The sequence below is a fragment of the Pandoraea cepalis genome (assembly GCF_902459665.1).
GTDB classification, from domain to species: Bacteria; Pseudomonadota; Gammaproteobacteria; order Burkholderiales; family Burkholderiaceae; genus Pandoraea; species Pandoraea cepalis.
Genome location: NZ_CABPSL010000004.1, coordinates 219,809 through 237,208, shown reverse-complemented (window position 1 = coordinate 237,208; position 17,400 = coordinate 219,809). Strand labels below are relative to the sequence as shown.

Sequence of the window (17,400 nt, the reverse complement as noted above, 5' to 3'; positions counted from 1 at the left end):
GCCCGCGCCGGAATCAACGCACCGCGAACTCCGGCAGCATTTCGCGATTGCGAGGTAGGCCCATGATGTCGCGGGCTTCGGCCGGTGTCGCCGGCTCGTAACCCATCTCGCGCACGAGCCGCACCACGCGCTCGGTCAGTTGCTGGTTCGTTGCCGGCACCCCCTGTTCGTAATACAGGTTGTCTTCGAGGCCCACGCGGACGTGCCCGCCCAGCAGCAGCGAATTCATGGCCGACGGCAGTTGCGCGGGACCGATGCCGCTCACGCAGAAAATGCTTCCCTTGGGCAGCAGATCAACCATCGACTGCAACACGCGCGGCGTGTATGGCATGGCGTTCTGAAATCCCCGATGCACACCGAGCACCAGGTTCACGAAGAAGGGTTCGTCGTCGAAGCCCGCAGCAGTGAGCGTAGCGAGGTCCTGCACGATGTGGGTCGGGCTGAAAACCTCCCATTCGGGCTTGATACCGCGCTTCTTCATCTCGATGGCGAGATGTTTCGAGCGCTCCGGCGACGTATGCATGAGCAGTTCCCGGCCACCGAAACTCGCGATGATCGTGGTGGCGTCGAGCGTGCACATCTCGGCACCGGCATCCATGCCCTTCAACCGCTCTTCCCAGAGGATTTCCCAGTAGCCATTGTCGGCCTGGCCGATCATGTCGCCGTGCACACCGCCGCCCGTCGAGTTGTTGATCACGATGTCGCATTTGTCGCGAATGCGGCGGTTGATGTCGCGGTAGATGGCCGGGTTGCACGTGGCGCCATCGTCGCCGGGACGGCGCGCATGGATCGCCACGACGCTCGCGCCCGCGTTGTAGCAGTCGTAGACGTCGCGCGCGATCTCGTCGGGCTGCGTGGGCAGGTGGGGATTCTGCGATTTGTACGCCATGCCGCCCGTCGGCGCGATGGTCACGATGACTTTCGGTTTGCTCATGCCAATGTCCTTGCGTCCCGGAGTGCGGGGCGTCGAATGGATAGATCGTTGAAGTTGGGGCGCGGGCGGTGTGTCCGAGGATGCCCGCGCCCGCGTCGACTAAGCCTTGCCCGCGAGAATGCCGAGAATGACCGCATCGCGCTGTGCTTCGAGTTCCGCATTGCCGCGGCCGGCCAGTTCGGCGTCGACGCCGGCGGCGATGCGCGCCTTGAGGTCGTCCGTCAACACCGGCTCGCCGAGATCCGCCCACCACGATTCGATCGGCGGGCCGAGATGCTCCAGCATGTGGGCGATACCGCCCGCACCGCCCGACAACTGCAGGTTCACGAACGGACCGAAGGCCGCCCAGCGCAAGCCCGGACCGTAGGCGATCGCGTCATCGATGTCGGCCACCGAAGCCACGCCGGTGTCGACCAGATGTATCGCCTCCCGCCAAAGCGCCGCCTGCAGCCGATTCGCGATGTGCCCCTTGACCTCCTTCTTCACATGGATTGCACGTTTGCCGATGGCGCGGTAGAACTGCATGGCGGTGTCGATGGCGGCCTGCGACGACCGCTCGCCGCCAATGACTTCGACCAGCGGAATCAGATGCGGCGGATTGAACGGATGCCCAAGCACCACGCGCTCAGGATACGTGCATACCGACTGCACACGGCTCATCAGCAGTCCCGAAGAACTCGATGCGATGACGACGGACGACGGCAAGGCCGCGTCCATCTTGCGAAAAAGGTCTTGCTTGAGGTCCTCGCGCTCGGGACCGCTCTCCTGCACGAAGTCGGCGCCGGCGAGCGCGGCGTCGAGCGTGTCGTGAAACGTCAGCGCATCGCGCGAGGCACCCGCCGTGAGGCCGATCCGGATCAGCGTGGGCCAATGCGCATCGATTGCCTCACGCAAGCGCTCGCGGGCGCCCGGCGCCGGATCCCAGGCACTCACGCGCAGACCGCGCGCCAGGAAGTAAGCCGCCCAACTGGCACCGATGACACCCGTGCCGATGACGGCGATCTGTTCGATGTTGTCGTATTTCACATTCGTCTCCATAGGGAGGGGGGGTGGAACGACTAACGTGCCGTCCGGCCCAAAAAGCGTTCCATGCGTTCGCGTGCCTCCGGCGTCGCGAGCATCAACGCGCTCGTGACCGACTCGGTAAACAACCCGTCGGCCATGGACATATCGTGAATGCGCGAGAGCGCGTGAATCGTCGCCCAGTTCGACAGTGGGCTATTGGCCGCAGTCTCGTGGGCCAGTTGCGTCGCGAGCGCCAGTCCCTCGCCCGCTTCCGTCAAATAATGCCCCAGACCCAGGCGTTCACCGTCGACGGCATCGTAACGACGGCCCGTGAGCATCATTTCCGTCATGCGGTCCGGCCCGAGAATGCGCGCCACACGTACCGACGCCCCGCCGCCCACGAAGAGGCCGCGCTTGCCCTCGGGCAACTGAAAGAATGCGCTTCGCTCGACGACGCGCACATGCGCGGCAAGGGCCAGTTCCAGCCCCCCGCCGATCACGGCGCCGTGAAGCACCGCGACCACGGGGCGCCCGCTGAATTGGATCTCGTGGAACACCTTGTGCCAGCGTTGCGAAACCCGCAGCACGTCGATGGGGTCCCGCGCACTGTTCTCCGACAGATCCAGCCCGGCGCAGAAGTGCTCTCCCGCGCCGCTCAGCACAACGGCGCGTACGCGGTCGTCGAAATCGCGAAATGCGGCGTCGAGCGAGTCGATGGCAGCATCGTTGAGCGCATTGCGCTTGTCTGCGCGATCCAGCGTCACGAAAGCGATGCCGTCGTCGACGCGCATGCGCAAGTGGGGATAAGTCATCGTCTGCAGTCGCTCCATAAGATGAAAAGTATCTTATAAGATATTTTCCCCTTTGCGCGGATGGTGCAATGCAGTTCAGGGTTAACAGGGATAAACCTGTCTTCAGGCAATTTAATGCACGATTATCCGACGACCAGGCGCCGAGAAGGGATGACGTCGGTCACACGACGGGTATCTCATAGTATATTTACGCACAAGCCTTGCATTCCCATTCCGCCCAATGCCTAAACCGCCTGCCAACCGCCACACCCTGGATCCGGCCGATGACGCCGAGGCGGGGGCGTCGTCACCTCTGGCGTCGCTGGCTCGGCAGGTGCGCACGTTGCGCGCGCAGCGGGGCATGACGCGCAAGCAGCTCGCCATGCAATCAGGGGTGTCCCTCCCGTATCTCGCTCGCGTGGAAGCCGGCACCGGCAACGTCTCGCTGGCCGTCCTGCACAAGCTTGCCGATGCGCTGAACGTGCGCGTGGAGGCGCTCGTGGCCGAGCGCGCCGCTTACGATGGCGATCTGCTCATCCTCGTCGAGTATCTCCGTCAGCAACCGCTGGAAACGCTCGCGCGCCTGCGTCGGCAGATTGTCGTGCCGGTCGCGGCCGACGCGCGCCGCACAGGGCAACGCATTGCCCTCATCGGCTTGCGCGGCGCGGGCAAGTCAACGCTTGGCCCGGCGTTGGCACAGGCCATCGGCGCTCCCTTCATCGAGCTGGACAGGGAGGTCGAGCGCGAGGCGGGCATCGCCATCGGCGAAGTCATCACGCTTTACGGACAGGCCGCGATGCGGCGCATCGAACGGCAGTGCATCGAGCGGATCATTGCGGAGCACGACCATGTCGTCCTCGCCACCGGCGGCGGGATTGTCTCGGAAGCGCCAACCTACGAGCGCGTGCTCCGCGCATTTCGCACCGTGTGGCTGCGCGCCCGCCCAGAGATTCACTTCCAGCGCGTGATGCAGCAAAACGACGCGCGCATTGCCACCGAGGCGCTGCGCAACGAGGCGCTCGATCACATCCATCGCATGCTCGATGCGCGCGAGTCGCTCTACCGGCTAGCCGACGTTACGCTCGATACGTCGGACATCACGCCCGACGCCGCGCTCTCGGCACTCACGCGCGACCTGTCGCCTGCCCGCGCTGCGTGAGCGGTCCCCAAACGGGTGAAAGCCGCATTCGCATGCCGCGCGCTTGAGCTGTCACAGACACCGTACTATAGTGGCCGACGCCATGCATCGCTCGCGCTGCCGTGACGTGCTCGATCGGCGGCACGTCGGCGCCGCACGCCAACTCAAGGATTTCGCTCACTATGGACACCACCGTCGTCGAGAGCTGGAAGGATTTCATGGAACTATCCTCCCGCTTCGAAGGCTGGGCCTTTCGCGGGCAGCAGGACGCACGCTGGCATCTGCAAAGCTCGCTCTCGCGGTATCTGCACGCCTATGTGTCGGACAAGGAACAGTGGCGCAGCCGTGAGGCGCGTGCCATCCGCATCTTCCGGCGCAAGGCGCACAACCATGTGCCCTGGCCCGACTTGCTGCACGACGATCTGCGCTGTCTTGGGCTGATGCAGCACCATGGCGCGCCGACCCGTTTGCTCGATTTCACGAAATCGCCCTTCGTCGCCGCGTTCTTCGCGCTGGAGCGCGCCACGAGCGATTCGGCCATTTTCGCGCTCAACACCCCCGCGCTGTACGACGACCGTGCTCGTCCGCGTCATGCACCGTGGCTCACCCGCGATACGATCGATCCGCGCGTCAAGGGGAACATGGAGAAGTACTTCCTCGGCAACGACAACGAGGTGGTCTGGTTCGGCGAGCCGGAAGAAATGGACGGTCGACTGATCGCACAATCCGGCACCTTCGTGGTGCCGGGCGTGATCGACCGGCCGATGCACCGCATTCTCGATGGCTATGAGAGCGACGAACCGCTGCTGCGCAAGATCGTGCTGCCGTTGGCGCTGCGCGCGGACGCGATGAAATGGCTTTATCGGATGAACGTCACGAACGCATCGCTGTTTCCGGATCTCGACGGTCTCGCACGCTCGATTGCCATTGAAATCGAAATGATCTGGCCGACGCAGACCTTGGGATGAAGGCCCCGGGGTGGGTGCGTGCCGAAACGTTACGCGTCAGATCAAACGCTGCAAGAAACTGGCCCCGCCGGATTTACGCGCGGACTTGTTGGCATACATACGCTGATCGGCCACGCGGATGAGTTCGCTCATCGATTCGCCGTCGTCGGGGAACACTGCCACGCCCACACTCACGCGCACGCTCAGGCTGGCATCGTTGACGGAGATGACCTGCTCGATCTCGGCGCGCAGACGCGTGACTGCGACGTCGATCCGCTCGACGACCTCCGCGTCCTGGACAATGGCGACGAACTCGTCGCCCGAGTGACGCGCCACGAAGCCGCATCCCGTCACCCCCGCCTTCATGCGCTGACCAATCTCCTTGAGCAACAAGTCGCCGACCGCGTGCCCCAGGCTGTCGTTGACCCCCTTGAAACCGTCGATATCGGCGAACAGGAGCGCCAGCTTCCCGTTGGTGCGCTGTGCACGGCGCACGGCCTCGCTCGCGAACTCGCCAAACGTGCGGCGGTTCGGCAGTCCGGTCAGTTCATCGAATCGCGCCGCCTTGTAGAGATCGTCGATCAGTTGCTTTCGCTCGATGGCCAACGCAGTCTGGTCGCAAACGAACGAAAGCAGCCGCTGTGCGGACTCCGCCTGCAGCGCGCTGGCCGGGCCGTACAGCATGAGGGTGCCCACGGCGCGCCGCGCCGTGTGCATCGGCAAAATCGCCAGCGCCTGCGCGCCGGGCTTGACGAGCGCGTCTGGCACGAACGGTTCGGCACGCACGTGGGAAATCGATTGCCCCGCGCCGTCGATGGGGACCGCTTCGGTCCGGTGCCATAGCGTTTGTTGCGCTTGCGCAGCCTGCGTCGAGAGGCCCCTCGCCTGCGGCCAGTCGAGCAAGGGGACGTCGGCGCTGTCGCGATATTGATACGCCTTCTCCCACGCCATCAGGTCCGCGTCGCAGGTGGCCACGACAATCGCATCGATGGGGAACAGCTTGGACAGTGTGTCGTGGACGGCCTTGCACAGGGAGCGAATATCGGCGGCGTCGTGGGCCGCTTCGGAAATCGAGTAGGTGGCGCGCTGCAGCGCTTCGGCCTGCTTCTTGGCCGACACATCGCGTGCCACGCCAATGCGAAGTTCATGGTCTTCGGACCAACGGGCGGACCACATGATATGGACGAAATGACCGTCCTTGTGAATATAGCGATTCTCGAAACCGATCCGGGGATGTCCTGCCATCACGAGCTTCGATTCTTCAATCGTGCGCTCGCGATCCTCCTTCACGACGAAGTCGATCATCGAGCGCCCCAGCAATTCCTCAGGGGAGTAACCGAGAATGCGCTCGCAAGCCGGACTCACATAGACGAGAACGCCAGCCTTGTCGACAAGAAACACGGCGTCGAGCAGCAACGCCATACAGCTTGCCAAGACGTCTTTTGTTACAAATTCCATGTATATCGAACGGACACGAAGCCTCCGCGTAGTATAAGGCAATCTCAATATGTGAATATTTCGTCACCTTGACGACGCAATACTTGCGATCGCTTCCCCGCCGCACTACGATCCCGCGCTCCTCAAAAAATCAGTTGCTTTAGCCAGCCCGGCGCTGCGATATTCGCCGCGCATTCTGCCCGCACTTTCCGGCACGCAATCTCATATTCGCTACGTAGCAGCTTGATTCTCGCCGCCACGTGACACCGGAATGCCAACTCGCGCTCGCTGAACCCCACCCGGTCCTCGTAACGGGTACCGTCGGGCAAGGGGCCCCGAATCTCGTAATACGTCACCCCGTCACGCGAATACTTCCCGACTTTGGCTGCCATCTTGTCTCAGTACTGTTCGGTTTTTCCCGCCCCAAGTGTTCATTAGTATTTTTTTCGTTTCCGGGGCGTGAACGAGATTGTCACTTGAAGGGTTCAAATTGGCAACCGCGAAAGTGCCCTCGTGGCGGTCGTACCACGGGGCGTTCACGGCGATCAAGCGAATACTGAACGTCGAATTTTTATTGAAACATTGGATCTCGAATTAAAGGACGGTTTTAAATCGCGTCGCAATGATACCGGGGCGACCGACATAGCCTTGCCGCGTTGCGCCGCCACCGATCGATGCGCTTGACGCCGCCTGCGTATAGCGGATAGAGTCTGCGCATGACGAATTTCCTCATCCCCTTCTCGCCGTGTATGCGCATTGTCCCGATGGGACAGCCGGGGGCGTTCGTCAAAAGCAAAAAACAGTCGCTCAACTGACCGGAGCGTACTGTTCCGTCAGTTGAGCGACGGAACAGCTACGTGGACCCGGCAGTCCCGCACCTTGCGCCGCCCAGCCTCACCCGGCGCGCCTGCCTCGAAGTTTCCCACGCGCCTGCCTTTGCCCGTCGCCCCGCTGAACGGTTTTCATACCGGTCGACGCACGTTCGTTCCGTTTCGTTCGTAACGTCCAGGGAGACACTTATGCAAGTCACGCAATCGCAACCCCAGTCGCCCGCTTCATCGCGCTCCCCGCTCTTTCGCGGCATTTGGGTGCCACTCGTCACGCCTTTCACCAGAGATGCCGCCGACACGCCGGTCGATCACGCGGCATTGCGTCGATTGGTCGCGCACTATCGTCGTTCGGGCATCGCCGGCCTTGTCGTGTGCGGTACGACGGGTGAGGCGGCAGCCCTTGACGACGCCGAACAGCTCGCCGTGCTCGACACCGTGCTGACCGAGGCTGGCGACCTGCCGGTGATCGCTGGGCTCGCCGGCAATCACCTGGGTCACACGCTGGCGCGCCTGAACGCCCTCAACGCCCTGCCCCTGGCGGGTGTGCTGACACCTGCACCGTATTACATCCGGCCCGCACAGGCGGGGCTCCTCGACTGGTTTCAGACACTGGCGGATCGTTCGCGTGCGCCGGTGGTGCTGTACGACATTCCGTATCGTACGGGCACAACCCTGACGCTGGAGACGCTGCTCACGCTCGCGGGTCACGACAATATTCGCGGTATCAAGGATTGCGCGGGCAACGCCCACACCACGCAGACACTCATCGCCGACGGACGCCTATCGGTGCTGGCAGGTGAGGACCATCAATTGCTGTCCACGCTCGCGATGGGCGGCCATGGCGCGATCATTGCAACGTCGCACTGTCGGCCGGCGCATTTCGTGGCCTTGTATCGCGCGGTGCAAGCGCAGCAGCTGGATGTGGCGCGCGTGCTGTTCCATGCGCTCATGCCAATGGTGCGGCTCATGTTTGCCGAGGCGAATCCCGGCCCGGTCAAGGCTTGGCTCGCACATGAAGGCCTGATCGCCGATGTGCTGCGTGCGCCGATGACAAGCGCATCGCCTGCGCTGACCCAGCAGTTGGTCGCGGCCGTTGCCGCCATCGACGCCGCGTTCGGCGCGAAGGCGGCTAATGCCGCCTGAGGCGAGATAGAAGACGAGGGGGTGGAACAGCGGACGTCAGGCCGCCGCGCGCTGTCGTCCTGGCGCCGTCGTGCCGCGCTCGCCGCGGGACGGCAGTGGGCCTGTCAACGCCAATGTCGGCGTACGCGGCGTCATGCCCGGGTGTGCGCTGCCGTCGCGTTCAACGCGGAACTTCGCAGTCTCGCCGACCAGTTCGGCGGCCTGCTGACGCAGGTGGTCGGCCGCCGCCGCGGCTTGTTCCACGAGGGCGGCGTTCTGCTGCGTGACCTGATCCATCTGCGTGACGGCTTGCCCCACCTGCTCGATGCCGCGCGCCTGGTCGTCGCTTGCGGCGGCGATCTCGGCGATCAGCTCGCTCACGCGCCGCACCGACACGACGATCTGGTCCATGGTACGGCCCGCGACTTCCACGCGCGATGTGCCATCTTCGACCTGCTGCACCGATGCCGCAATCAATTCGCGAATGTCCTTGGCGGTGCCTGCGGAGCGCTGGGCTAGCGTGCGCACTTCGCCGGCCACCACCGCGAAGCCACGACCCTGCTCTCCAGCGCGTGCCGCTTCCACCGCCGCATTGAGCGCGAGAATATTCGTCTGGAAGGCAATGCCTTCGATAGCCTTGATCATGTCGCTCATGCGCGCCGACGCGCTGGCCATCGCCTGCATCGTCTCGACGACCGCACGTACGCTCTGCGCCCCGGCATCCGCCACCCCGGTCGCTTCGTGCGACAGTCGTCGCGCCTCCATCGCATGTTCGACATTCTGACGCACGGTCGACGTCAGTTCTTCCATCGACGACGCCGTCTCTTCGAGCGAGGCAGCCTGCTCTTCGGTGCGTTGCGACAGGTCGGTGTTGCCCTGCGCGATTTCGCGCGCCGCGTTGTCGATCGCTCCCGACGCGCCCTGGATATTGCGCACGAGATGGCTGAGTTGTTCAACGGCTGTGTCGAGCGCACTCGCCATCTGGCCGATTTCGTCGGCACGCTCGGCATTGACGCGATGCGTCAGGTCGCCACGCGCGAGCGCCGAGGCCCCTGCCACCGCCGCACGCACCGGGCGCGTGACCGAGCGCGTAATCGCCACCGCCGACACCACGGACAGCACGACCGACGCGAGCATCGTGGCGAGCAGCCACAGGCGGGCGGATCCATATGCGGCGGTCGCATCGGCCGCCTCCTTCGCGCTGACCACCTTGCCGACCTCCATCAAACCGTCGAGGGGGGCGAAATACGCCACCTGCGCCTTCTGCAGCGGCCCCATCAGTTCGGTCTTGGCTTGCGCAAAGTTGCCGCTGCGAACCAGTGCCACGACCGCGTCGAGCTGCTTTCCATAGTCCGCGTTCGTATCGGCCAGCGTGCGGTAGAGCGCCTTGCCCTTGTCGGTATAAAAGATCGTCGCCATGCCCGCGATGCTCTTGTTGTTGGTCTGGCGCATCTCGTCGATCTTGGCCAGACGGGCATCGAGTTGTGTGTTGTCTTCGGACATCACGATATCGCGCAGGAGTACGGCAACGTGCGCCGCGCGATCCTTCAGGCCATGAAATTCAAGAATCTTGGTGTTCAGGTCGGAGACGATGAGCTGGGTATTCGTATCCATCGTCGCCATTTTCGTCACCGCCACCACGGCCACGACCAACAGCATGAATACATTGACCGAAAAGGCGGCGGCGAGCCGCTTGCTGATACTGAGGTTCTTGAACATTGCCTTGCGCGCGTTAAGCGATTCGTCCTGCGGTGTTGTCGTGACTTCAGCCCGCCGCCGGCAAGCCTGGCAGGCCAGTGACTCTCTCTGTACCTCTGTGCAGGTATAACGAGTGCATTTGACGAAACTTGAGCCTCTGCGCGACAAATTCGCCGAATCTTCCGTCTGTGCCGTTCAGACAGGCCGCCATCGAGGGATATCCGCACCAAAACGGCGCAAACGACGCCTGTCAGCCTGGCAACTGATAGGGTCCGCCACGCGCCAGAGCGCGCTGATACGCATCACGCGCATGAATGCGTTGCAGAAAATCGGCGATCGCGGGCCAGCGCCCCTGCGCGTTGCCGCGCGCGCTCGCGGCTTCGAGCGGGAAACTCATCTGGATGTCCGCTGCGCTGAAGCGATCGCCGACGAACCAGCCGGTCTTCGTGAGCGCGTCGTTCATGTAGTCGAAGTGCAGGCGCAGTTGCGGATCGACGAAGCTCGACTGCAGCGTGTCGCTGATCTTGCGGGCAATGGGGCGAGCGAAGAACGGCATGGGCGCGCTCGCGATGCGCAGGGCGACGAGCTTGAGCAGCAAAGGCGGCATGGCCGACCCCTCGGCGTAGTGCAACCAGTAGGTCCAACGCAGCCGCTCCGGTGTGCCTCGCGGCGGGGCCAGTCGCCCGAGTTCGTCGCGATCGGCGAGATACTCGATGATGGCGCCCGACTCGGCGAGCGTCAGTTCGCCGTCGGTCACGACCGGCGACTTGCCGAGCGGATGCACCTCGCGCAGTGCCGGCGGCGCGAGCATCGTCTTCGGGTCGCGCGCATATCGACGCAGGTCGTAGGGAATGCCCAGCTCTTCGAGCATCCACAGCACGCGCTGCGAGCGCGAGTTGTTCAAATGGTGAACCGTCAGCATAGGGTCTGGCTCCGGCGGGACGTCCGCTCGCCATTGTCGCCGCAACGCCGGGTTTAAGGGTAATCTTGTCCATCGGCCGATCCGGAATCGACCCTGCGCCCTCTCCCTCTCTTTCATCCCTCATGGACCGAATCGATGCCATGAAAGTCTTCGTCGCGATCGTCGACGAAGGAAGCCTCGCCAGTGCAGCCCGGCGCCTCGGGCGCTCTGCCGCGGCGGTAAGTCGTGCCATCGGCTATCTCGAAGCGCATACGGGTACGGCCCTGCTCCATCGCACGACACGTGCGGTCAAGCTGAGCGTTGCAGGCGAGCGCTATGCCGCTGCCTGCCGACGCATCCTGCTCGATCTGGACGAAGCCGACGTGATCGCCGCCGGCGAACGCTCGGCGCCACGCGGCCTGCTCACCGTCTCCGCGCCGCTCGCCGCCGGAGAAACATTCATGCGCGAGATCGTGGACGCCTTCATCGAACGCTATCCGGAAGTCGTCGTCCGCCTGCAATTGAGCGACCTGCCCGTGAGCCTGATCGACGAGGGCATCGACGTCGCGATGCGCGTGGCCCACCTGCCCGACTCCTCGCTCGTGGCCACGCACGTGGGCGAGGTTCGGCGAATCATTGCCGCCGCTCCCGCCTATCTGGCGTCCCACGATCCTATCGAGTCCCCCGCCGATCTGTCGAAGCAGCAAATCGTGTCCATGACGTACTTCGGCATCGACTCGTGGCGCTTCCCCGCCACGGGACGCGGTTCCGTGCCACAGGTCGTACAGTTCACGCCGCGACTGGTCGTCAATTCGATCCGGGCCACGATTGCCTCGGTCGTCGCAGGACACGGCGTGGCGCGAATGTTGACCTATCACATCGTCGACGAATTGGCGCACGGCACGCTGCACATCGTCTTGCAGGACTACGAACACCCGCCCATGCCGGTTCACGTCATCACACCGCAAGGACGGTTGGCCGTGCCCAAGGTGCGCGCCTTCGTCGACTTCGCGGTGCCGCGTCTGCGCAAGCATTTCGCACGGGTACACAAGCTGGCGAGCCAGGCATAAGGGATGGGCAGTGCCGATGAAGCGGCGTCCTGCCGCCCCGCCATTCCAACATTGTTACGCCGCGCGGAAGAATGACTTCCAAGACATGACCGTTCCCCGGCGCGCCGCCACCGCCTAGACTGAGTCCGTTGCCGTGACGCCTCGCACCGACCGACGTCGGGGCGAAGCCGGTGCTTCCGGAGTCCTCATGTCCCACGCCGCCCTTGGCAGCCCAACCACCGCCACCTTCAACGCCTGGCGCGCCACGCTGTCGGCCGCCTGCGCCAGTCTCATCGGCATTGGCTTTGCCCGTTTCGCCTACACCGCGCTCTTGCCCGCGATCATCGGTGCGCACTGGTTCGCGCCCGCGACCGCCGCCTATCTTGGCGCGGCCAATCTCGGCGGCTATCTGGCCGGCGCCTTGGGCGCCCGCGTGCTGGCGCGCCACGCGTCGAGCGTGACCCTCGTGCGAACGATGATGCTGGTCGCCGTATTCGCCTTCTTTGCTTGCGCGTGGCCCCTCTCGTTCGTCTGGTTTTTCGGATGGCGCTTCGCCTCGGGGTTTGCGGGTGGCGTACTGATGGTGACGGCAGCACCGTCGGTGCTGGCGCACGTGCCCCCCTCACGGCGCGGCATCGTGAGCGGCGCAATCTTCGCCGGCCTCGGACTGGGCATCGCCGCGTCGGGCACGCTCGTGCCGCTCTTGTTGCGCGACGGCCTCGCCGAAACGTGGAGCGGCCTCGGCGTACTTTCGCTCGTGCTCACGGCGGTGGCGTGGCGCGGTTGGCCCGACGGCGCCCCCATGGCAACGGCCGCCAGCGCCCCCGCTCATATCAGGCGCCCACCCACCAGTCCGGTGGCGCTGCGCTCGCTCTACATCGAATACGCGCTAAATGCCGTCGCGTTGGTGCCGCACATGATTTTCCTCGTCGACTATGTCGCGCGCGGGCTGGGCAAGGGACTAGACGCCGGAGCAAACTATTGGGTGTTGTACGGACTCGGGGCGATCGTCGGTCCGCTTTTTGCAGGGCACCTCGCCGACCGGATCGGCTTTGCGCGGGCCTTGCGTGTCGCTTACGTTGCGCAGTTGTGTGCGGTGCTGCTGCCGGTGCTCGGCCTCGGCTTGCCCGCCCTGATGGTCTCCAGCGTGGTCATGGGCGCCTTCACCCCGGGCATCGTGCCGCTGGTGCTCGGACGCGTGAACGAACTACTCGTCCATCATCCTGGCGGGCAAAAAGCCGCCTGGAGCACTGCCACGACCAGCTTCGCGACGTTGCAGGCAGGTGCCGCCTACGGCCTATCGTTCCTGTTCGCCGCCACGTCGGGCAACTATTTGCTGCTGTTCATGGTAGGCGGCGCCGCGATGGCGATCGGGCTGCTCGTCAACGTGGCCTCCGCTCGCCTGGCGCTCCACTTTCCGGGCGACACGCCGAACGCTCGCCGGAAGTAGCGGGTGAAGTGGGACAGATCGTTGAAGCCTTGCGCGACGGCAACGTCGGTCGCTGGCGCGCCGGCGCGCAACGCGGGCAAGGCCCGCACCAGACGCAACTGATTGCGCCAGGCATGCGGCGCCAGGCCAGTTTCCCGCGAGAATAGCCGCGCGGCGTGAAACGGCGACAGGTCGACCGCTTCGGCCAATGCCGTCAGCGACAACGGCTCGGTGAGATCGGCCGAGAGCCGCGCCTTCATGGTCTCGACGCGCACCGCATCGCGATATAACGGCGTGTCCGGCACCCGCGCCTGCGCATGGCGCGCCAGCATGAACGACACGGCCTCGATCAGTACACTTTCCGCCAGCAACGGGTCGGCGCCGGCCTGAAGCAGACGGTGCGCCGCCGTCAGCCGATGCATCGCCTGCGTGTCGCGGATGACCTGCTCGCCAAACCAGGGATGCGCGTCGCCCGGCGTCGTCAGCCCCGCCAACGGACGCGTCACCTGACGCTGTACGCCTTGCACGAAGCCGACCGGCAGGTAAAACACGCGATAACGCCACCCGAAATCGGTTTCGCGCGCGCCGGTATGCACTTCGCCTGGGTGAATGACGGCCACGGATCCGGCGTCCGCCACATGCTCGCCGCCCCGGTAAGCGTAGCGCTCGGCCCCTTCCACGATGCACGCGAACGTATATGCATCATGCCAATGCGGTGCGAAGGTATGGTCGTTGTACTCAGCGGTGACCATATCGCCACCAGGAACCAGCGACGAGCGCCAGTAGTGGGGGGCGTTGCGAAACGGCTGAATCGGCGGGGACAGGACGTTCATGTACGTCACTTTACACTGGTCGTCAAACCGTTTGCCGTGCGCGCATCTCGCCTGCCCGCCCCCCCTTGCGCGCGGCGACCTCAGCCTATCCCGTCCATCAGCGCGTCGCCACCATGAAGAGCCTTGGAAACGGCAGCAATACCGTACCGTCGGCCAGCGCCGGATACGCCTTGGCGATCTCGTCGGTGTAGCGCGTCAGAAACGCCGCTCGCGAAGCATCGTCGAGCTTCGCGAGGAACGGCCGCAACGCACTGCCCTTGAACCACTCGACGACCGCCGGTGCCCCGCCCGCGAGCGGGTGGTAGTACGTCGTGCGCCAGATGTCGACGCGCGAGCACAGCGCGCGAAGCAGCAGGTAGTAGAACGTCGCCGTGTGGCGCGCCGTACGCTCCACCCCTCTGAGCGTTGCGGCCCAACGCGGATCGGCCGCCACTTCCCGCATCAGCCGGTGCGCGGGCTCGTCGAGATTGTCAGGCATCTGCACGGCCAGCGAACCACCGGGCGCAAGACAACCGACCAGGCGTGGATACAGCGCCTCATGATCCGGCAACCATTGCAGCACGGCGTTGGCGAGAATCACGTCGAACGGACCATCGGTCCATGTCGCGATGTCGGCCAAGTCAAAGCGGTATTGCGGCAGTCGCGCACGCGCCGCGTCGACCATGTCCTGCGAACTATCGAGCCCGAGCACGTCGGCGCGAACGTAACGGGCGGCGAGCACCTCGGTCGAGTTGCCGGGGCCGCAGCCGATATCGACGACGCGTGCCACCCCGCGATTCGCAAGGGGCGGAATGGCCGCCACGAGCTCGCGCACGGGACGCGTGCGCTCGTCTTCGAACTTGACGTATTGTTCGGCCTGCCACGCAAGATTCACCGGGGCATTCGACGAGGGGGCTTTCGACATGACGCTCTCCATGGGGAATCGGGCAAGCGTCTTACGATATCAGGTCGCCGCCTGCAACGCCTCCACAAACACGCGCAGATGTGGCGGCTCGGCATCGGTGATCGCCCAGTACGTCATGCCGCCGCGCCGCCAGCGCGCGATGGCATAGCCATCGGACCCCGTGATCGTCGGCGCCGCCGCGCCCATGTCGCGCGCCGGAAACACGTAGACATCGATCGGATGCTTGTCCGTGCGGTAGACGAGCACGGCCACCGTGCGTCCGCCAACGTAGTCGACGCGTCCGCCTTCCAGCGGGAACCCCTTGGCCGACAGATCGGTGACGGGCGGCGCGTAATCGATGCGTCCGTTGAACCACGGCTTGACGGTGTGCTGATCGGTTGAGACCACGTCAATCGGATGTTGCGAGAGCAGCGCACGCACATGGCTTGCCACGATCTCCTGCGGTTGCAGGCCCATGACAGCCGGTTCCTCGATCCCCTGCGGCGTCGCGGGCGGACGCGCCGCCAGCAGCGCCATCGCAACCGCGAGCCCGCCGAGGATCGCGCCACCGGCGCCGCCGAACAACCAAGGCGCAAGGCTCGGCCCCCACGCCAGTTCCGCCGGTCGATCCACCGGCGGCGGCGTCGGAGGCAGGCCCGGATGGACTGGATTCGTCGGGTCCGCCCCGGGCTTCGCTGCCTGCGCAGGCGCTGCCGTGGCAGGCTCCGCCGCCAAGCGCACTTGACGTTCGGCGAGCACCACGTCGTCGCGCAACGGCTTGCCGAGCGGAGTGGCTTCGCCAGCGACAGGCGTTTCGCCGGCACTCGTCCCCGGCGTCCTATCGTTGGGGTCGTCAGGCTTGTTCATCGAGCCCTCCCCGCATGGTGCCCTCGAGCGGCAGACGTGTCAGACGTGCGATCTGCGCCGCACCGTCGCGGCGACGCCACTCCGTCAGCCAGCGCGCGAGGGTGTACGTCGCATCGAGGTGCGGCAAGGCCAGTACATCGAATCGTTCCGACGCAGGCGCGCCGGCTTTTTCAGCGTCGGCCACAGGAGTCTCCCCAGTGCGGGCAACGCGGTGCCCGGGTGAATCGGTCTGTTGTCGCCAATACGACGTCAATGGCCTCATTGAATCACATCTGCCTTTCCCCACGATGATTTCGCGATGACTTCACGAGGATCACTCCGGTCATATGCGGATGAATCGCGCAGTAGTAGGGATACGTCACCGGTTTGTCGAACATGAATGAGAACGTGCCGTTGGTATCGAGCGCGCCCAACGCAAACGCACGCGAGATGATTAACGTCGCCTGCGAGGGCCCGGCGACGCGACATGCGCCGCGACGGGTCGCCCTGGGCAGTCGATTATGACGCGCCCCTTCAGAGCGGCGAGTACTGCCATCGAGTGGCCACCCCGGCCCCCCCATGGAGATGCCACGATGGCACGCCATTGAGCACACTCTGGCAAGGGCGGCCTGTGCCCGCCGGCGATTCGCTCATCTTGGCCGTGCGACGCAGCAACGGACGCGGATCGGCTGGCACACCTTGGCGGCGCAGTTCGAAATGCAGGTGCGGGCCCGTGACCATACCCGTCTTGCCGACCGCACCGATGACGCGGCCCGCCGCCACCGTCTCGCCGACGCGCAGCCCGCGCGCCGTGGCGGACAAGTGGGCGTAGATCGTCTCGCTATCGTGCCGATGCGCGATCACGATGTAACGCCCGAACCCCCGGCGCTCGAAGCCGATGGACTTCACCACGCCGTGCGCCACCGCGCGCACCGGCGTGCCCGAAGGCGCCACGAGATCGATGCCGGTGTGCCGATGCTTCACGCGCCGCACCGGGTGGGAGCGCGTGCCGAAATCCGACGAAACGCGCGAATAGGTCACCGGCATGACGAGCGGCTTCGACGCCTGCACCGTCAGGGGCATGGCATACAGCGGCGTTACCTTGCCGCAGACGGATTGCGGCAACGCCACGCTCAAGTGCGGCGACGATGCGTCGGCCGACGCGCTCGGCGTCGTCGGCGAGAAGGAAAACGACGGGGTCAGACGCGGGTGCAGGCGCAATGTGTCGGCCATGCCGCCAGTTTCGGCCATGGCAGCCGCCGGCACCGCCATGCACAGCCAGACGCACGCCGCGCGCCAGCGAGAGCGGCGGCCTTCGCCTTGCCCCCGCAGGCCTTGCGCGCCGCCGTCCAACGCGGCGCACCTGCGCTTGGAGGAAGGAGAAGAGAAAGACATCGCTCGAGAAACCTGTTCGAAAACGACGCAGTCTACGGGGCATCACGGCGATAATTGACGGGAAAATACGCAAAACATCCATCAAACCCCCGTTAAATGGCGTCATTTGGGGGGGCATGCCCAACGCAAGCCCCCGTTCCGCGCCTTGCATCCGTGCAATGC

At 64.9% G+C, this 17,400-nt stretch carries 17 protein-coding genes and 1 pseudogene; 5 read left to right on the top strand and 13 right to left on the bottom strand.

Translation table 11 applies throughout. The features are described 5' to 3' along the window. Positions 1 to 13 precede the first annotated feature (13 nt). The 3 genes from PCE31106_RS08395 to PCE31106_RS08385 all read right to left on the bottom strand — a co-directional run bounded on the left by PCE31106_RS08395 (position 14) and on the right by PCE31106_RS08385 (position 2,751). The gene (locus tag PCE31106_RS08395; RefSeq protein WP_150549946.1) at positions 14 to 934 is read right to left on the bottom strand and encodes a beta-keto acid cleavage family enzyme; all 921 of its coding nucleotides are present in this window, start codon (positions 932 to 934) and stop codon (positions 14 to 16) included. Positions 935 to 1,033: 99 nt separating this feature from the next. Next, positions 1,034 to 1,972, bottom strand: a complete 939-nt coding sequence (locus PCE31106_RS08390) for a 3-hydroxyacyl-CoA dehydrogenase NAD-binding domain-containing protein (RefSeq protein ID WP_174975042.1) — start codon at positions 1,970 to 1,972, stop codon at positions 1,034 to 1,036. Positions 1,973 to 1,992: 20 nt separating this feature from the next. Continuing rightward, on the bottom strand, positions 1,993 to 2,751 hold the full coding sequence (locus tag PCE31106_RS08385) for a crotonase/enoyl-CoA hydratase family protein (protein ID WP_150549948.1): 759 nt from the start codon (positions 2,749 to 2,751) through the stop codon (positions 1,993 to 1,995). A gap of 220 nt (positions 2,752 to 2,971) precedes the next feature. On the opposite strand from PCE31106_RS08385, the gene PCE31106_RS08380 reads away from it, so the two are divergent. After that, on the top strand, positions 2,972 to 3,889 hold the full coding sequence (locus PCE31106_RS08380) for a helix-turn-helix transcriptional regulator (RefSeq protein ID WP_246176179.1): 918 nt from the start codon (positions 2,972 to 2,974) through the stop codon (positions 3,887 to 3,889). On the opposite strand, the gene PCE31106_RS23970 is transcribed toward PCE31106_RS08380, so the two are convergent. Next, positions 3,855 to 4,088, bottom strand: a complete 234-nt coding sequence (locus tag PCE31106_RS23970; RefSeq protein ID WP_174975019.1) for a hypothetical protein — start codon at positions 4,086 to 4,088, stop codon at positions 3,855 to 3,857. The two genes, PCE31106_RS08380 and PCE31106_RS23970, sit on opposite strands and share 35 nt — an antisense overlap. On the opposite strand from PCE31106_RS23970, the gene PCE31106_RS08375 reads away from it, so the two are divergent. Then, positions 4,087 to 4,836 carry an FRG domain-containing protein gene (locus tag PCE31106_RS08375; protein ID WP_254440951.1) on the top strand — a complete coding sequence of 250 codons (750 nt, stop codon included), beginning with the start codon at positions 4,087 to 4,089 and terminating at the stop codon, positions 4,834 to 4,836. The genes PCE31106_RS23970 and PCE31106_RS08375 overlap by 2 nt on opposite strands. Before the next feature lie 36 nt (positions 4,837 to 4,872). Here the strand turns inward: PCE31106_RS08375 and PCE31106_RS08370 are convergent, their stop codons facing one another. Both PCE31106_RS08370 and PCE31106_RS08365 read right to left on the bottom strand, forming a co-directional pair. Then, the gene (locus tag PCE31106_RS08370; protein WP_150562987.1) at positions 4,873 to 6,273 is read right to left on the bottom strand and encodes a sensor domain-containing protein; all 1,401 of its coding nucleotides are present in this window, start codon (positions 6,271 to 6,273) and stop codon (positions 4,873 to 4,875) included. 122 nt (positions 6,274 to 6,395) lie between these two features. Then, positions 6,396 to 6,644, bottom strand: a complete 249-nt coding sequence (locus PCE31106_RS08365; RefSeq protein ID WP_150562986.1) for a hypothetical protein — start codon at positions 6,642 to 6,644, stop codon at positions 6,396 to 6,398. Between the two features lie 627 nt (positions 6,645 to 7,271). On the opposite strand from PCE31106_RS08365, the gene dapA reads away from it, so the two are divergent. Continuing rightward, positions 7,272 to 8,225: a 4-hydroxy-tetrahydrodipicolinate synthase gene (dapA, locus tag PCE31106_RS08360; RefSeq protein WP_150549952.1), complete on the top strand. Its 954-nt coding sequence runs from the start codon at positions 7,272 to 7,274 to the stop codon at positions 8,223 to 8,225. Positions 8,226 to 8,261: 36 nt separating this feature from the next. Here the strand turns inward: dapA and PCE31106_RS08355 are convergent, their stop codons facing one another. Both PCE31106_RS08355 and PCE31106_RS08350 read right to left on the bottom strand, forming a co-directional pair. After that, a complete protein-coding gene (locus tag PCE31106_RS08355; protein WP_150562985.1) occupies positions 8,262 to 9,923 on the bottom strand; it encodes a methyl-accepting chemotaxis protein in 1,662 nt (553 codons plus the stop codon). A 229-nt stretch (positions 9,924 to 10,152) separates the two neighbouring features. After that, positions 10,153 to 10,824, bottom strand: a complete 672-nt coding sequence (locus tag PCE31106_RS08350; RefSeq protein WP_150562984.1) for a glutathione S-transferase — start codon at positions 10,822 to 10,824, stop codon at positions 10,153 to 10,155. A 122-nt stretch (positions 10,825 to 10,946) separates the two neighbouring features. Between PCE31106_RS08350 and PCE31106_RS08345 the strand changes: the two genes are divergently transcribed. Beyond that, the gene (locus PCE31106_RS08345; RefSeq protein ID WP_150562983.1) at positions 10,947 to 11,873 is read left to right on the top strand and encodes a LysR family transcriptional regulator; all 927 of its coding nucleotides are present in this window, start codon (positions 10,947 to 10,949) and stop codon (positions 11,871 to 11,873) included. A gap of 187 nt (positions 11,874 to 12,060) precedes the next feature. Beyond that, positions 12,061 to 13,302, top strand: a complete 1,242-nt coding sequence (locus PCE31106_RS08340) for a YbfB/YjiJ family MFS transporter (RefSeq protein WP_150549956.1) — start codon at positions 12,061 to 12,063, stop codon at positions 13,300 to 13,302. On the opposite strand, the pseudogene PCE31106_RS24280 reads toward PCE31106_RS08340, so the two are convergent. The 5 genes and pseudogenes from PCE31106_RS24280 to PCE31106_RS08315 all read right to left on the bottom strand — a co-directional run. After that, positions 13,263 to 14,114, bottom strand: a pseudogene (locus tag PCE31106_RS24280) (helix-turn-helix transcriptional regulator); the annotation flags it as partial. The gene PCE31106_RS08340 and the pseudogene PCE31106_RS24280 sit on opposite strands and share 40 nt — an antisense overlap. Before the next feature lie 97 nt (positions 14,115 to 14,211). Then, positions 14,212 to 15,018, bottom strand: coding sequence for a trans-aconitate 2-methyltransferase (gene tam, locus PCE31106_RS08330; RefSeq protein ID WP_150562982.1), 807 nt, complete (start codon positions 15,016 to 15,018; stop codon positions 14,212 to 14,214). Between the two features lie 39 nt (positions 15,019 to 15,057). Further along, positions 15,058 to 15,864, bottom strand: a complete 807-nt coding sequence (locus tag PCE31106_RS24275) for an anti-sigma factor family protein (protein WP_254440950.1) — start codon at positions 15,862 to 15,864, stop codon at positions 15,058 to 15,060. Continuing rightward, positions 15,851 to 16,048: a hypothetical protein gene (locus PCE31106_RS24270; RefSeq protein WP_246176181.1), complete on the bottom strand. Its 198-nt coding sequence runs from the start codon at positions 16,046 to 16,048 to the stop codon at positions 15,851 to 15,853. The genes PCE31106_RS24275 and PCE31106_RS24270 overlap by 14 nt, the downstream gene beginning before the upstream one ends. 329 nt (positions 16,049 to 16,377) lie before the next feature. Further along, on the bottom strand, positions 16,378 to 17,238 hold the full coding sequence (locus PCE31106_RS08315; RefSeq protein WP_150562981.1) for a M23 family metallopeptidase: 861 nt from the start codon (positions 17,236 to 17,238) through the stop codon (positions 16,378 to 16,380). Positions 17,239 to 17,400: the final 162 nt, after the last annotated feature.

Coding starts and splice junctions, on each gene's coding strand:
- dapA (WP_150549952.1), top strand. CDS start 7,272: ATGCAAGTCACGCAATCGCAACCCCAGTCGCCCGCTTCATCGCGCTCC.
- PCE31106_RS08395 (WP_150549946.1), bottom strand. CDS start 934: ATGAGCAAACCGAAAGTCATCGTGACCATCGCGCCGACGGGCGGCATG.
- PCE31106_RS08370 (WP_150562987.1), bottom strand. CDS start 6,273: ATGGAATTTGTAACAAAAGACGTCTTGGCAAGCTGTATGGCGTTGCTG.
- PCE31106_RS08315 (WP_150562981.1), bottom strand. CDS start 17,238: ATGTCTTTCTCTTCTCCTTCCTCCAAGCGCAGGTGCGCCGCGTTGGAC.
- PCE31106_RS24275 (WP_254440950.1), bottom strand. CDS start 15,864: ATGAACAAGCCTGACGACCCCAACGATAGGACGCCGGGGACGAGTGCC.
- PCE31106_RS08375 (WP_254440951.1), top strand. CDS start 4,087: ATGGAACTATCCTCCCGCTTCGAAGGCTGGGCCTTTCGCGGGCAGCAG.
- PCE31106_RS08385 (WP_150549948.1), bottom strand. CDS start 2,751: ATGACTTATCCCCACTTGCGCATGCGCGTCGACGACGGCATCGCTTTC.
- PCE31106_RS08390 (WP_174975042.1), bottom strand. CDS start 1,972: ATGGAGACGAATGTGAAATACGACAACATCGAACAGATCGCCGTCATC.
- PCE31106_RS08340 (WP_150549956.1), top strand. CDS start 12,061: ATGTCCCACGCCGCCCTTGGCAGCCCAACCACCGCCACCTTCAACGCC.
- PCE31106_RS08380 (WP_246176179.1), top strand. CDS start 2,972: ATGCCTAAACCGCCTGCCAACCGCCACACCCTGGATCCGGCCGATGAC.
- PCE31106_RS08350 (WP_150562984.1), bottom strand. CDS start 10,824: ATGCTGACGGTTCACCATTTGAACAACTCGCGCTCGCAGCGCGTGCTG.
- PCE31106_RS08365 (WP_150562986.1), bottom strand. CDS start 6,644: ATGGCAGCCAAAGTCGGGAAGTATTCGCGTGACGGGGTGACGTATTAC.
- PCE31106_RS23970 (WP_174975019.1), bottom strand. CDS start 4,088: ATGAAATCCTTCCAGCTCTCGACGACGGTGGTGTCCATAGTGAGCGAA.
- PCE31106_RS08355 (WP_150562985.1), bottom strand. CDS start 9,923: ATGTTCAAGAACCTCAGTATCAGCAAGCGGCTCGCCGCCGCCTTTTCG.
- tam (WP_150562982.1), bottom strand. CDS start 15,018: ATGTCGAAAGCCCCCTCGTCGAATGCCCCGGTGAATCTTGCGTGGCAG.
- PCE31106_RS08345 (WP_150562983.1), top strand. CDS start 10,947: ATGGACCGAATCGATGCCATGAAAGTCTTCGTCGCGATCGTCGACGAA.